Source organism: Pseudomonas sp. GP01-A4 (assembly GCF_058780865.1).
The window spans coordinates 32,025-45,299 of sequence record NZ_JBYSWF010000033.1 but is presented as its reverse complement, the minus strand read 5'-3'; the positions used below and the strand labels follow the sequence as shown (position 1 = coordinate 45,299).

General features: G+C 62.0%; 14 protein-coding genes. 7 read left to right on the top strand and 7 right to left on the bottom strand.

What is annotated here, in order from left to right; translation table 11 throughout:
- Positions 1 to 247: 247 nt before the first annotated feature.
- Positions 248 to 1,099 carry an AraC family transcriptional regulator gene (locus AC3WKX_RS19125; protein ID WP_008435424.1) on the bottom strand — a complete coding sequence of 284 codons (852 nt, stop codon included), beginning with the start codon at positions 1,097 to 1,099 and terminating at the stop codon, positions 248 to 250.
- Positions 1,100 to 1,208: 109 nt separating this feature from the next.
- Between AC3WKX_RS19125 and AC3WKX_RS19120 the strand changes: the two genes are divergently transcribed.
- Complete coding sequence (locus tag AC3WKX_RS19120) at positions 1,209 to 1,619, top strand: hypothetical protein (protein WP_003211385.1); 411 nt, start codon at positions 1,209 to 1,211, stop codon at positions 1,617 to 1,619.
- Here AC3WKX_RS19120 and AC3WKX_RS19115 read toward each other — a convergent pair.
- Positions 1,613 to 2,608: a LacI family DNA-binding transcriptional regulator gene (locus AC3WKX_RS19115; RefSeq protein ID WP_102605795.1), complete on the bottom strand. Its 996-nt coding sequence runs from the start codon at positions 2,606 to 2,608 to the stop codon at positions 1,613 to 1,615. The genes AC3WKX_RS19120 and AC3WKX_RS19115 overlap by 7 nt on opposite strands.
- A 167-nt stretch (positions 2,609 to 2,775) precedes the next feature.
- On the opposite strand from AC3WKX_RS19115, the gene AC3WKX_RS19110 reads away from it, so the two are divergent.
- The 5 genes from AC3WKX_RS19110 to glsB all read left to right on the top strand — a co-directional run bounded on the left by AC3WKX_RS19110 (position 2,776) and on the right by glsB (position 7,928).
- Positions 2,776 to 3,906, top strand: coding sequence for a Gfo/Idh/MocA family protein (locus AC3WKX_RS19110; protein WP_173883054.1), 1,131 nt, complete (start codon positions 2,776 to 2,778; stop codon positions 3,904 to 3,906).
- Positions 3,907 to 3,920: 14 nt separating this feature from the next.
- Entirely contained in the window at positions 3,921 to 4,973 is a 1,053-nt protein-coding gene (locus tag AC3WKX_RS19105) for a sugar phosphate isomerase/epimerase family protein (RefSeq protein WP_102605796.1), read from the top strand.
- A gap of 42 nt (positions 4,974 to 5,015) precedes the next feature.
- On the top strand, positions 5,016 to 6,242 hold the full coding sequence (locus AC3WKX_RS19100) for a nucleoside permease (protein ID WP_102605797.1): 1,227 nt from the start codon (positions 5,016 to 5,018) through the stop codon (positions 6,240 to 6,242).
- A gap of 104 nt (positions 6,243 to 6,346) precedes the next feature.
- A complete protein-coding gene (locus tag AC3WKX_RS19095; protein ID WP_102605798.1) occupies positions 6,347 to 6,832 on the top strand; it encodes a DUF2199 domain-containing protein in 486 nt (161 codons plus the stop codon).
- Positions 6,833 to 7,019: 187 nt separating this feature from the next.
- Entirely contained in the window at positions 7,020 to 7,928 is a 909-nt protein-coding gene (gene glsB, locus AC3WKX_RS19090; protein ID WP_003211397.1) for a glutaminase B, read from the top strand.
- A 115-nt stretch (positions 7,929 to 8,043) separates the two neighbouring features.
- Here the strand turns inward: glsB and AC3WKX_RS19085 are convergent, their stop codons facing one another.
- Positions 8,044 to 8,391, bottom strand: coding sequence for a DUF6124 family protein (locus AC3WKX_RS19085; protein ID WP_003211399.1), 348 nt, complete (start codon positions 8,389 to 8,391; stop codon positions 8,044 to 8,046).
- A gap of 562 nt (positions 8,392 to 8,953) precedes the next feature.
- Between AC3WKX_RS19085 and AC3WKX_RS19080 the strand changes: the two genes are divergently transcribed.
- On the top strand, positions 8,954 to 9,640 hold the full coding sequence (locus AC3WKX_RS19080; protein ID WP_102605799.1) for a M24 family metallopeptidase: 687 nt from the start codon (positions 8,954 to 8,956) through the stop codon (positions 9,638 to 9,640).
- A 62-nt stretch (positions 9,641 to 9,702) separates the two neighbouring features.
- On the opposite strand, the gene AC3WKX_RS19075 is transcribed toward AC3WKX_RS19080, so the two are convergent.
- From AC3WKX_RS19075 to AC3WKX_RS19060, 4 genes are read right to left on the bottom strand one after another with little or no spacing between them, the layout of a single operon-like run.
- On the bottom strand, positions 9,703 to 10,968 hold the full coding sequence (locus tag AC3WKX_RS19075; protein ID WP_102605800.1) for an NAD(P)/FAD-dependent oxidoreductase: 1,266 nt from the start codon (positions 10,966 to 10,968) through the stop codon (positions 9,703 to 9,705).
- Positions 10,965 to 11,717: an amino acid ABC transporter ATP-binding protein gene (locus tag AC3WKX_RS19070; RefSeq protein WP_102605801.1), complete on the bottom strand. Its 753-nt coding sequence runs from the start codon at positions 11,715 to 11,717 to the stop codon at positions 10,965 to 10,967. Before AC3WKX_RS19070 ends, AC3WKX_RS19075 begins: the two co-directional genes overlap by 4 nt.
- Positions 11,714 to 12,382, bottom strand: coding sequence for an ectoine/hydroxyectoine ABC transporter permease subunit EhuD (gene ehuD, locus AC3WKX_RS19065; protein ID WP_003211406.1), 669 nt, complete (start codon positions 12,380 to 12,382; stop codon positions 11,714 to 11,716). The genes AC3WKX_RS19070 and ehuD overlap by 4 nt, the downstream gene beginning before the upstream one ends.
- Positions 12,379 to 13,161 (bottom strand): ABC transporter substrate-binding protein, encoded by a 783-nt coding sequence (locus AC3WKX_RS19060; RefSeq protein WP_102605802.1) that lies wholly within the window; start codon positions 13,159 to 13,161, stop codon positions 12,379 to 12,381. The genes ehuD and AC3WKX_RS19060 overlap by 4 nt, the downstream gene beginning before the upstream one ends.
- Between the last annotated feature and the right edge of the window lie 114 nt (positions 13,162 to 13,275).

The window sequence follows — 13,275 nt, the reverse complement described above, 5'->3', positions numbered from 1 at the left end:
CTGCAGGCGTTTAGATGTTAATCGAATTGAATACGCCAAAACGTGACAAATTTTAACATTCGGCACTTTATTTGCGGGGGGTAAGGCGGATTTCAGGCGGGTGTTGAGAGCGGGTTTGTGGACCGGAGTACTCATATGCTAGTGCAAATTTTTTAGTGTGCGATAAGTATTTTAGGCGGGTTGATTTTTTTTGGCTGGAATGATTTAAGCCTTCTAGTCCCTTAGCTCTAAAAATGCTTATACGTGACTATTTATAATAATCCAGCAAGGCGATAGCGGGCGTCGTGTGCTGGGGGATGCTCGCGCGGTCGGCCAGGTAGCGCGCCGGCGGTTGGCCGATGGCCTTGCGGAACATGGTGATAAAGCCGCTGGCGTTTTCATAGCCGAGGTCCAGCGCCACCGTCTGCACACTTTCGCCTTTCGCCAGGCGCTGCAGTGACAGGATCACATGCAGTTGCCTGCGCCAGCGGCCGAAACTCAGGCCGATCTCCTCCAGCAACAAGCGCGTCATGCTGCGTTCGCTCATGCCGATGCGTACGGCCCATTCGCCCAGGGTGGCCTTGTCGCTGGGGTTGGCCAGCAAACTGTCGGCCAGGCGCCGCAGCCGAGTGTCCCGGGGCATGGGCAGGTGCAGGGCCTCCACCGGTGCCAGTGCCAGTTCGTCCAGCAGCGTGGCCACCAACCGGCCCTGGGCGCCCTCGGTGTCGTACAGCGGCGGGAAGCTGACGGCCTTGCTGATCAATTCGTGTAACAACGGCGATACCGCCAGGGTGCAGCATTGCCGGGGCAGGGCGCCGGCAGCGTCGGGGTCGACCAACAGACAGTAGACATCCGCTGCCCCCGACCCGCGCGCGGCATGGGAAAGGCCGCCCGGAATCCACAACGCGCACTGGGGGGGCACGATCCAGATACCTTCTTCGATGACGCAATGAATCACCCCGCGCAATGTGTACATCAACTGGCCCTTGCGGTGCTGGTGCGGTGCGTGCTCCCAACTCGCAGAGGTGCTTGAAGCGCTCACTGCAACCACCGCACGGGGAATTGCATCGGCGAGGGCCGGGCGCAAGGGGTCACGGGTTTCGAGGCGGTGGTTGTACATGGCGGCGCGGCGTCTTGGCTGGAATGCGAAACATTCTGGCCATTCTGTGCAATGGCGTCCAGTGATGGCATGGCTATCATGAGAAACATTCTCGTTAAAGGAGCTTCCCATGCAACTCGACAGTTCAACATTCCCCGTGGTGAAAATCGTGTTTGACGCCCCCAGCGACACTCCCCCGCAAGATACCTTTGGCGCGTTCGAGGCCTTGTTGCAGCGCGAGGAACCCTTCGTCCTGCTGCACGAGAAAGCCGTGGATGAAAGCACTCACGAGCATTCACACGAAGAACGCAAACAGGCCTCGATCTGGATGAAGAAGCACAAGGTGGCCCTGCGTACTTTCGTCAAAGGCATGATCCAGGTGGAGCCCAGCGCAGCCAAGCGCCTGGCGCTCAAGCCGTTTGCCGTGATGTTCGGCAAGGCGTGGGGCTACCCGTTGCTGGTGGTGGAATCCACGGATCAGGCCTGGGCATTGGCGCGGGACGTGCTGGATACCCAGGTGTCGGATGTGGCGCACTATTGAGTGTGGGGCGCTGCCGTGCTGCCGCGTACTGTGAGTTCGAACGGCACTACAACCTGACGCTCCGACAGCGGCGTTTTCTCGATCAGTGCGATGAGCATCTCGACCGCCTTGCGGCCGAAGATTTCGGCAGGCTGGGCAATGGTGGTCAGGGGCGGGTCGCAGTAGGCCGCGAAGGGGATGTCATCAAAGCCCACCAGGGAAATATCCTGGGGCACGCGCAGGCCCTGTTGCTTGATGCGCTTCAAGGCGCCGATGGCCATTTCGTCGTTCTCGCAGAACAGCGCAGTGGGCCGCTTGGGCAGGGCGAGCATGTTGCCTGCGCCCTCGAAACCGGCGTGCAGGGTGAAGTCGCCGTGGCAGATAAGCGCCGGGTCGCGGGGGATGCCCGCCGCGAGCAAGGCATCTTCATAACCGGCCACGCGGTCACGGGTCAGTGGGCTGCTTTTCGGGCCTTTGATCAAGCCGATGCGGCGGTGGCCGAGGTCGATCAAGTGCTGGGTCATGGCCCGGGCGGCGCCACGGTTGTCGAGGCTGATGGTGGGGTGGCGACCGTCCTGGATCACCTCGCAGGCGTTCACCAGTGGCGGTGAGTCGCTGCAGTCGCTGAATGGGTCTGAGGCCCGCAACTGAATCACACCGTCGGCCTGATGGGCGTGGACCAGTTCGGCGAACTGTTTTTCGATTTCTGCCTGGCCCTGGGTGTCGCACAACAGCAACCGATAACCCGATGCCTGCGCCGCTTGCTGTGCACCGCTGATGACCCGAGCGAAAAACGTGTTGGCAATCGCCGGCACCAGGATCACCAGGTTGCCGGTGCGCCGCGAACGGAATTGCACCGCCATGCGGTTCGGCCGGTAGCCGGTCTGTTCCACGGCGGCGTTGACCTTGTCGCGGGTCTCGGGCAACACGCGTTCAGGGCTGGCCAGGGTCCTGGACACGGTGGCCACCGAGACCCCGGCCAGCCGGGCGACTTCACGAATATTGGACAAGACCACCTCGTTATCAGAACAGCAGCCTGCAAGTTTACCGCAGTCGGGGTTTGACACCGCGAGCAACCAGGCCTAAATTTCCGGCACGATGTAACCGGTTACATCATGATCGGTAATTGCCCATAAAGAGAAGACTTGCGATGACGGTTGCTGTGCAAAAAATAAGAATGGGCTTTGTTGGCGGCGGCGAAGGCGCCTTCATCGGCCAGGCTCACCGCCAGGCGGCGGGGCTGGATGGGTGTTATGAACTGGTGTGCGGTGCCTTCAGCCGTGAGCCCGAGAACAACCGGAGCACCGGCAATGCGCTGGGCCTGCCCGCGTCCCGCTGTTACAGCGAATGGCAGCAGATGCTCGCCGCCGAACAGGCACTCCCGGCCGAGCAGCGCATGCAGCTGCTGGTGATCGTCACCCCCAATCATCTGCATGCACCGATTGCGACCCAGGCGCTGCAGGCGGGCTTCCACGTGTTCAGCGAGAAGCCGGCCGCGCTCAATCTTGCTGAAGTGCAGGCGCTGGCAGACGTTGTCAAAAACAGTTCCGGGCTTTATGGGCTGGCACACACCTACCTGGGTTACCCGATGGTGTGGCAGGCCCGCGACATGGTGCGCAATGGCCTGATCGGCGCGTTGCGCAAAGTGATCGTCGAGTACCCACAAGGCTGGCTCAGCCAGGACGTGGCCGGGCAGGGCAACAAACAGGCGGACTGGCGCAGCCGGCCCGAGCTGTCGGGACTGGGCGGCTGCATCGGCGACATCGGCACCCACGCCTTTTCCCTGGCCGAGTTCATCGCCGACCAACCGATCGAACAGCTTTGCGCGAACCTGGGCATCCATGTACCCGGCCGGCAACTGGATGACGATGCCGCCATGCTGTTCAAGATGGCCTCCGGCGCGAGCGGCGTGCTGATCGCCAGCCAAGTGTGTGCCGGTGAAGAGAACCCGCTGAAGATCCGCCTCTATGGCGACAAGGGCGGCCTGGAATGGCGCCAGGAAGAACCCGCCAGTCTGATCCATCGTTCCCTCGACCAACCGCTGCGCATCCTGCGTTCCGGCGTCGGCCAGCCCTGGCTGTGCGACGCGGCATTGCAGCGCATGCGCCTGCCCGCCGGGCATCCCGAGGGTTACCTGGAAGCCATGGCCAACCTCTACCGCGACTTCGCCAAGGCCATTCGCCAGGGCACCGAGGCCGAAGGTGTACCCGGCATCGAAGTCGGCGTGCGCGGCATGGCCTTTATCGAAGCGGTGATCGCCAACCATCGCGGCGAGGCGAAGTGGACCACCCTGGCGAACCACCCATGAAGGAGACTACAGACATGCGCGGCCCAGGCATTTTTCTCGCCCAGTTCATCTCGGACGAAGCGCCTTTCGACACCCTGGCCAACATCGCCCAATGGGCGGCGTCCCAGGGCTACAAGGCGATCCAGTTGCCCACACTCGGCACCCGCTACATTGACCTGGCCCGCGCTGCAGAAAGCCAGGCCTACTGCGATGAACTCAAGGCGACCTGCGCCCATGCCGGCGTCGAAATCAGCGAGCTATCGACCCACCTGCAGGGCCAACTTGTGGCCGTGCACCCGGCATTCGACACGCTGTTCGACGACTTCGCCCCGGCCCATCTGCGCGGCCAGCCCCAGGCACGGACCGAGTGGGCCATCGACCAATTGAAACTCGCCGCCCGCGCCAGCCAGCGCCTTGGCTTGACGGCCCACGCGACCTTCTCCGGCGCGCTGCTCTGGCCGTACATCTACCCCTGGCCACAACGCCCCAGCGGCCTGGTGGAGCAAGGCTTTGCCGAGTTGGCCAAGCGCTGGCTGCCGATTCTCGATTGCTTCGAGGCGGCCGGCGTCGACCTGTGCTACGAAATCCACCCCGGCGAAGACCTTCACGACGGCGCCTCTTTCGAGCGCTTCCTCGAAGCCGTCGACCACCATCCCCGGGCCAACATTCTCTACGACCCCAGCCACCTCCTGCTGCAGCAAATGGATTACCTGGGCTTCATCGACCGCTACCACGCGCGCATCCGCATGTTCCACGTCAAGGACGCCGAGTTTCGCCCCGACGCGCGCTCCGGCGTGTATGGCGGCTACCAAGGATGGGTCGACCGCCCTGGCCGTTTTCGCTCATTGGGCGATGGCCAGATCGACTTCAAATCGATCTTCAGCAAGCTCACCCAATACGACTTCCACGGCTGGGCCGTGCTGGAGTGGGAGTGCTGCCTGAAGGACGCGCAACAAGGCGCGGCAGAAGGGGCGGAGTTCATCCGCCAGCACATGATCCGCAAGACCAGCAAGGCATTCGATGACTTCGCCGGCGTGACATCCGACGAGCGATCCAACCGACGGCTGCTGGGCCTTCCCGACGCCTGAACAGCGCCTCTGCCCCAAAATAACAATAAAACGGTGACCACAATGAAAGCGCGACTGAGCGTCATGATGTTCCTGCAATTCTTCATCTGGGGCGGCTGGTTCGTCACCCTCGGCACCTTCCTCGCCAGCAACCTGGGGGCCAGCGGCGGGCAGATCGGCATGGCGTTTTCCACCCAGTCGTGGGGGGCGATCATCGCCCCGTTTATCATCGGCCTGATCGCCGACCGCTACTTCAACGCCGAGCGCATCCTGGCGGTGCTGCACCTGATCGGCGCGGTGCTGCTGTACCAGCTGTACCGCGCGCCGGACTTCGTCGGCTTTTATCCCTACGTGCTGGCATACATGGTCATCTACATGCCGACCCTGGCACTGGTGAACTCGGTGGCCTTCCGGCAAATGAGCGACCCGGCCCAGGAGTTTTCGCGCATCCGTGTGTGGGGCACCCTGGGCTGGATTGTTGCGGGGCTGGTGATCAGCTTTGTGTTCGCCTGGGATTCGCAGCAGTCGATCACCACGGGCGCGTTGCGCAACACCTTCCTGATGTCTGCCATCGCGTCAGTGGTGCTGGGTTTCTACAGCTTCACCTTGCCGCGTACCGCGCCCTTGAAAGCCGAGGCGGGCAAGGGTGATATCAAGCAACTGCTCGGGCTGGATGCGCTGGGGTTGCTCAAGGATCGCAGCTACCTGGTGTTCTTCATCGCCTCGATCCTGATCTGCATTCCCCTGGCGTTCTACTACCAGAACGCCAACCCGTTTCTCGCGGAAATCGGCGTGACCAACCCCACGGCAAAAATGGCCATTGGGCAAGTGTCCGAGGTGCTGTTCATGCTGCTATTGCCGCTGTTCATCCAGCGTTTTGGCATCAAGGTCGCCCTGTTGGTGGGCATGCTGGCGTGGGCGCTGCGCTATGCGCTGTTCGCCTACGGCAATAATGGCGAGCTGGTCTTCATGCTGTTTACCGGGATTGCGCTGCATGGCATCTGCTATGACTTCTTCTTTGTCTCGGGGCAGATCTACACCGACGCGAAAGCGCCGGAGCGCTTCAGGAGTTCGGCGCAGGGGCTGATTACCCTGGCTACGTACGGTGTGGGCATGTTGATTGGGTTCTGGGTGGCGGGGCAGGTGACCGACCACTATGTGGCGGCGGGTGGCAGCCATGACTGGCGCAGCATCTGGTTGTTTCCGGCGGGGTTTGCGCTGGTGATCTTTTTTTGTTTTTCGCTGGCGTTCAAGGGGCGGGAGCGTGTGGCAGCAGAGCCGGCTGATTGACGCATGGCGCCCGCAAAGCGGCGTTGCGCAGCGTTGGTATCGCGCTAGAATGGCCCGGCGCAGCGAGTCGACTGTGCGGCCAGAACGTTTGAAGGAGACGCTAATTGCTGTGCAACCAGTGCGAAGAAGAACACCGGATTGACGAGATGGAGCTGGCGTTTCGACGTCCTGATGCCGTTATGGCGCTATCGCAAGACGACAGAGAGAGTGGGGTCCAGGAGAACAATGACCTGGCCATCATCGGCGGTAAGCAATTTTTCATTCGTGCGTTGCTGCCATTGCCGGTGCTGGGTCGCGAGGAGGTTTTTCACATCGGTATTTGGGTCAGGATCGAGCAGTTGGATTTTGAGCGGGTTTACGAACTCTGGGATGACCCGCAGCAATCAAGCGAACCACCGTTTTCGGTGACGATTGCCAATGACATCCCGGATCTGCCTGCAACATGTGGGCTCCCCGCCATGCTGAACCTGACTGACCCGGCTAACCGGCCAAAGGTGACGCTGATCGCGAGTAACCATCCGCTGTCGCTTGAGCAATGCCGAGGCATTACGGCGCATCGTGCACACGAATATGTGGTGTGGACACGTTGACGCCACTGCCAGTAGAGACCATAAGAAACGCTGCGACCGAATGCCCGACTCTTCATGGATCGACCAACAGTTAAAGTCTGAATAAACGAAGACCTCGTTGTGCGCGCCTGCGCGTTTCTACCCCCTGGGTTTCAGGTATCCTCCGCGCCCGCCAATCACTATTTTCCAAACCATGCCAGAACACAACATGCAGGCCCTGTTGGAGTCGATCCTCGACGAAGTCCGTCCACTGATCGGCCTCGGCAAGGTCGCCGACTACATCCCCGCGCTCGCCGACGTGCCGGCCCAGCAACTGGGCATTGCCGTGTATGGCAATGACGGCTCGTCCTACTGCGCGGGCGATGCCCACACCTTGTTCTCCGTACAGAGCATCTCCAAGGTATTCAGCCTGGTGCAGGCCATCGACCATGGCGGCGAAAGCATCTGGGAACGCCTGGGCCACGAACCTTCGGGGCAGCCGTTCAACTCCATGGTGCAGCTGGAGTTCGAGCGTGGGCGGCCACGTAACCCGTTTATCAACGCCGGTGCGCTGGTGATCTGCGACATCAACCAATCGCGCTTTGCCGTGCCTATTTTGTCCATGCGTGATTTTGTGCGGCGGCTGTCGGGCAACCCACAGATCCTGGTCAACAGCGTGGTGGCCGAATCCGAAGCCCAGCACGGTGCGCGTAATGCGGCCATGGCGTACCTGATGAAGTCCTTCGGCAACTTCCACAATGACGTGGATGCAGTGCTGCACAGCTACTTCAACTATTGCGCATTGCAGATGAGCTGCCTGGACCTGGCCAAGGCATTTTGCTTCCTGGCGAATGAGGGGGTGTGCACCCACAGCGGCGAGCAGATTCTGACGGCGCGCCAGACCAAGCAAGTGAACTCGATCATGGCCACCAGCGGGCTGTATGACGAGGCGGGGAATTTTGCGTATCGCGTTGGCTTGCCGGGCAAGAGCGGGGTAGGCGGCGGGATTCTCGCGGTGGTGCCGGGGCAGTTTACGGTGTGCGTGTGGTCGCCGGAGTTGAATGCGGCGGGCAATTCCCTGGCGGGGATGAAGGCGTTGGAGTTGTTGAGCGAGCGTATCGGATGGTCGGTTTTTTGAAGAGACTTGATCGCTCCCACGCTCTGCGTGGGAGCGCTGCCCTGGACGCTCTGCGTCTGCCTTTGTGACGCGGAGCGTCACAGTCTGCATTCCCACGCGGAGCGTGGGAACGAGCTCAGCGCGGGCTGGTTTGCGCGCATCGATCCAGCGCTTTGTCGACCAGCATCTGCACACCTTCCAGCATCCGGCAAATGCCCAGCGCCACGTTGCGCTGGGTACCATCGACTTCGAAGGCCAGGTGAGCGGCGATGACATTGATCGACGCCAGGTCTTGCGAGGCATTGGCCAGCAAGGTTTCCGTGTCCAGGTCCGTACGCACGGTAAATAATCCATCGAACGGTAGCTCGGTGGGTTCAGGCGGTTGGGGTTGGGCGTCAGGTTTCAGATAGTGGTGAATGGCGCGGTAAGCGGCTTCTTGAAGCCGGTCGGTGTGCGGTGGGGGATTGGGGCTGTCTTTAATCATGGTGAAGCTCCTTTGTGAATGGAGCTGCCACGATTCGCGGTCAAACGATTAGGGTGGCAGCTATACGCGGGTTGACCGACCGGCCCAAAGAACAAAACCGGCATACCCGAAGGTATCCCGCGCACAGCTGCCGCGACACAATACATCAGGCGTAAAAAAAACGCCCAAGATCGGTTTTGGCGCAGTTGTTCTATGGTTGCGGACGGTCAAATCCGGTCGCTGAATTGGCAGCGACTGCGGGAGGTTAGTCAGCCCGGGTCCGACCGACAACCTGAAACAGTTGTCGGAAAAATCCGAGCATGTCTCCCTCAGTCAGAGACGGTCCATGTTGCCCAATCGTGTCGTCCAGGCCCCGCCAAGTCGGTGCTCCGGCTATTGATCGCTCCCACGCTCTGCGTGGGAGCGCAGCCCTGGACGCTCTGCGTCTGCCTTTGTGACGCGGAGCGTCACCGTAGGCATTCCCACGCGGAGCGTGGGAACGAGCTTAAAATCCGAGTGCGTCTCCCTGTCGAGGAGAGTGCTGCTACCATCGACGCAATCCCTCATCAGTCAGAGACAATCCATGTTGCCTAATCGCGTGGTCCAGGCCGCCGCCAAGTCGGTGCTGCAGCAGCTCGTTACGCGGATCACGCCACAGTCCACCGAAGCCTCCATCGCCGAAATGGCGACGCAGATGCTCGCGTATTCCGGCTATCCGCAGACCTGGTATTACGACTGCCCGGCCTTTGTATTGCTGGGTTCGCGCAGTGCGCTTTCGGTGTCGGGACGCGACTATCGGCCCAGTGATGAAGCCGTTGGTTTACACAATCTGATCACGGTGGATTTGAGCCCGAGAGCAGGCAATGTGTGGGGCGACTGTGCCCGCTCTTTCTATGTGGAGGAGGGCGTGTGCCGGGCGGTGCCGGTGGGGGCCGAGTTCAGCAGGGGTCATGAAGTCGAGCACCTGCTACACGCGATGATGCGCACATTCGCCCGGCCTGAAACCACGTTCAACGATCTCCACGCGTTCGCCAATGACCTGATCGCATCCGAGGGTTTCGAGAATCTCGATTTCGCCGGCAACGTCGGCCACAGCATCTGCGAGCAGCGTGACCAAAGGCTCTACATCGAGGCGGGCAATCATCGGCGCCTGGAGGAGGTGACGTGCTTTACCTTCGAGCCGCATGCTCGCGAGCGAGGCGGTCGCTGGGGCTACAAGCATGAAAATATCTATTTCTTCAGTGATGAGGGAAAGGTCTGCGAGCTTTGACGAAGGCGCCGGTCTCCTGAGGACACGCGGCGCCTTCGGTTTTTTCGCGAGCAAGCTCGCTCCTACAGGGAGAGGCGATCCAGCAGGCTGTACCACGCCACGCCCGCGCCGATGTAGAAGCGTTGCAAGCCATGCAGTGGCAACCGCTGCAAAGGCGTTACCGGGTAAGCGAAGTCGGAGCGGCTGTCACACAGGCGTCCGGCCAATTGCTGGCCGAGGCTGGTGCACAAGGCGATCCCGCGTCCGTTACAGCCCAATGCCAGGGTCAGGCCGGGTGCGGGCTCGTGGACGTGGGGCATAAAGTCCCGGGTGATCGCGATCCGGCCCGCCCAGCGGTACTCGAAGTCCAGCTTGCCCAGCTGGGGAAACAACAGTGCCAGCGAGCGCTCCAGGTGCGCAAAATCCGCGGGCCCGGTGGGATCTTCGAACAACCCGCGCCCGCCCATCAGCAGGCGGCCATGGGCATCCTTGCGAAAGTAAAGCAACAGGCGCTGTGCGGTTGAGACGGTTTCCTGCCCCGGCAAAATGCTCTCGGCCGCAGGCCCGCTCAAGGGCCGGGTGGCGACGATAAAACTGTTGGCCGCCAGCACACTCTGGGCCATGCCGGGCCACAAGTCGCCGCTGTAGCCGTTGGTGGCCAGTACCACCTGGCCGGCCGACACCTGCGCGCCGCTCGCGGACTGCAACTTCCAGCCCGCGCCCGCCTGTTGCATCGCGGTCACTGCGCTCTGCCCATGAATGCGCACGCCCGCCGCCTGGGCTGCACGCACCAGGCCCCGAGCATAGGCCAAGGGTTGGATGGCACCCGCGCGACCGTCCAGCCAGCCACCGGCAAACGCCTGGCTGCCCATGCGGGCGGACACCGCGCCGGCATCCAGGCGCTGCACCGGCACCCCGCGACGCGCCCACTGTTCGGCCCGGGCGTGCAGGCCCGCCACGCCTTTTTCGGAATAGGAAACCTGCATCCAGCCCTTGCGTGTGGGCGCACAGTCAATGCCATGGCGCTCGATCAGGTTGAACACCAGGTCTGCCGAGTTGGACACGGTGTTGATCAGTGGCTCGGCGCGCTCGGCACCGTACATCTGCACCAGTTGATCCGGGTCGTATTTGAGTGTCGGGTTGACCTGCCCGCCATTGCGCCCCGACGCGCCCCAGCCAGGTTCGTTGGCCTCCAGCACGCACACGCTGACGCCGCGCTCCGCCAGGTGCAGCGCCGTGGACAAACCGGTATACCCGGCGCCGACGATGGCCACGTCCACCTTCAATGACTCAGCCAACGCGGGTGTTTGCGGTGCAGCGGGCGCCGTCGCGGCCCAGAGTGACTTCATGGCAGGCTCCGGGTGTTGGCCGTCGGGTGCAGCACGCGGCGCAGGAAGTCCTGGGTGCGCGGTTGTTGCGGGTTGCCCAGCACCTGCTCGGCCGGCCCGCTCTCCACGATGTAGCCGCCGTGCAGGAAGCACACGCGGTCGGCCACTTCCCGGGCAAAGCCCATTTCGTGGGTCACCACGATCATGGTCATGCCTTCGTCCGCGAGGGTGCGCATCACCTCCAGCACATCGCCCACCAGTTCCGGATCGAGGGCCGAAGTGGGTTCGTCGAACAGCATGGCGTCGGGTTTCATCGCCAGTGCGCGGGCGATGGCAACCCGCTGTTGCTGGCCGCCGGAGAGTTGTTCCGGGTAGGCATCGGCCTTGACCGACAGGCCGACTTTATCCAGCAGCGCCAAGGCTTCTTCCCGGGCCTGTTGCAGCGGTTCGCCCTTAACGTACACCGGGCCTTCCATCACGTTTTCCAGCACGGTGCGATGGGGGAACAGGTTGAAGCGCTGGAACACCATGCCCATGCGGCTGCGCAGGGCGTGTACGGTCTTGCTGCCACGTTGCACGGTTTCGCCGCACACGTTGATGGTGCCGCCGTCGTAGGCTTCCAGGGCATTGATGCAGCGCAGCAGGGTGGATTTGCCCGAGCCGGACGGGCCGATCAGGCACACCACTTCGCCCTTGGCCACGTCCAGGTCGACGCCGTGCAGCACGCGATGGGTGCCGTAGTGCTTTTGCAGTTGGCGAATCTCGATCATGCTTTTTTCCTCCTGCCCAGGTGCTGTTCCATGCGGCGCAGGCCATACACCAGCGGCAGGCTCATCAGCAGGTAGAGCAGGGCGACCAGGGTGTAGACGGTCATGTTCTGGAAGGTGGACGAGGCGATCAGTTGGCCCTGGCGCGTCATCTCGGCCACGGTGATGGTCGACACCAGCGATGAGTCCTTGAGCATCATCACCAGGGTGTTGCCGTAGGGCGGCAAGGCGATGCGAAACGCCTGGGGCAGGATCACCCGGCGCATCATCAGCACCGAGCGCATGCCCAGGGCTTCGGCGGCTTCACGCTGGCCCTGTTCGACGGCGATGATGCCGGTACGGAAGTTCTCCGCCTGGTACGCCGAGTAGGCGATGCCCATGCCGATCACACCCGCCTGGAATGCACTGAGGTGCACGCCCATGTCCGGCAACACGAAGTAGATGTAGAACAGCTGCACGATGATCGGCAGGCCGCGAATCACATTGATCACGGTGCTCGCCGCCCACGACAGCGCCTTGATCGGCGACAGTTTGAGCAGCGCCAGCACCAGGCCGATCGCGCTGCTGAGCAGGAACGACAGCACGGTGATCTGGATCGTCACCCAGGCGCCTTGCAGCAGGATCGGCAGGAAGTCCCGGGCGTTTTGCAGGAATTCAGCCGGGTTCATGGCTGCACCTGGGCATCAAGCCCCCACTTCTTCAGGATCGCGTCCAGGGTGCCGTCGGCCTTGATGCTGGCGATGGCCTGGTTCAGGCGTTCGAGGGTTTCGCTGTCGCCTTTGCGCACCACCAGGCACACCTCGCCGACGTTGACCGGCTTGTAGTCGGCGGCGAGCTTCACGCCCTTGAACAGCTTCTGGCGGATCTGGTACGCCACCACCGGCTGGTCACCCACGGCGGCCTTGATGCGGCCCAGGCTCAGGTCGCGGACCATTTCGCCGATGGAGTCGTAGGTGCGGATTTCCTTGAAGATTCCCAGCTTGTTGAGCATGTCGTAGAAGATCGTGCCGGCTTGTACACCCACTACCTGGTCCTTCAAGGAGCTGAGGTCGGTATAGGTCGCGTTGTCGTCGGCACTCACGATCAGGCCTTCACCGTAGGCGTACACCGGCGCGCTGAAGTCCACCACCTGGGCACGCTCCGGGGTCTTGAGCATGCCGGCGGCGATGAAGTCGAGCTTGCCCGAGGTGAGGGACGGGATCAGCGCGGCAAAGTTGGTCTGCTCGATCTCGCTGGTGAAGCCACCGGCCTTGCCTACGGCATTGGCGACGTCGACCATCACGCCCTGGATGCTGTTGCTCTTGATATCGAGGAAGGTGAACGGCGAACCGCTGGCCGTTGCACCGACTTTGTACGAGGCTGCACCGGCGGCGTGCACGGTGGCCACGCAAAAGGTGGCGCAAAGACCGAAGGCGAGGCGGCGAAACAAGGGCGAAAGACTGTTCATCGGGTTACTCCAGAAGGAAAACGGATCGTCAGTACCGCGAGCGGTTACCGAGCAAACCGCAAGCTCTGTGCCATTTCGATTAAACAAAATCGTTTTACGCTATGGAAATTGAAG

Bases quoted from the DNA above. Each gene is read 5' to 3' on its own strand.
- AC3WKX_RS19125 (WP_008435424.1), bottom strand. From the start codon at position 1,099: ATGTACAACCACCGCCTCGAAACCCGTGACCCCTTGCGCCCGGCCCTC.
- AC3WKX_RS19120 (WP_003211385.1), top strand. From the start codon at position 1,209: ATGCAACTCGACAGTTCAACATTCCCCGTGGTGAAAATCGTGTTTGAC.
- AC3WKX_RS19110 (WP_173883054.1), top strand. From the start codon at position 2,776: ATGGGCTTTGTTGGCGGCGGCGAAGGCGCCTTCATCGGCCAGGCTCAC.
- AC3WKX_RS19105 (WP_102605796.1), top strand. From the start codon at position 3,921: ATGCGCGGCCCAGGCATTTTTCTCGCCCAGTTCATCTCGGACGAAGCG.
- AC3WKX_RS19100 (WP_102605797.1), top strand. From the start codon at position 5,016: ATGAAAGCGCGACTGAGCGTCATGATGTTCCTGCAATTCTTCATCTGG.
- glsB (WP_003211397.1), top strand. From the start codon at position 7,020: ATGCAGGCCCTGTTGGAGTCGATCCTCGACGAAGTCCGTCCACTGATC.
- AC3WKX_RS19085 (WP_003211399.1), bottom strand. From the start codon at position 8,391: ATGATTAAAGACAGCCCCAATCCCCCACCGCACACCGACCGGCTTCAA.
- AC3WKX_RS19080 (WP_102605799.1), top strand. From the start codon at position 8,954: ATGTTGCCTAATCGCGTGGTCCAGGCCGCCGCCAAGTCGGTGCTGCAG.
- AC3WKX_RS19075 (WP_102605800.1), bottom strand. From the start codon at position 10,968: ATGAAGTCACTCTGGGCCGCGACGGCGCCCGCTGCACCGCAAACACCC.
- AC3WKX_RS19070 (WP_102605801.1), bottom strand. From the start codon at position 11,717: ATGATCGAGATTCGCCAACTGCAAAAGCACTACGGCACCCATCGCGTG.
- ehuD (WP_003211406.1), bottom strand. From the start codon at position 12,382: ATGAACCCGGCTGAATTCCTGCAAAACGCCCGGGACTTCCTGCCGATC.
- AC3WKX_RS19060 (WP_102605802.1), bottom strand. From the start codon at position 13,161: ATGAACAGTCTTTCGCCCTTGTTTCGCCGCCTCGCCTTCGGTCTTTGC.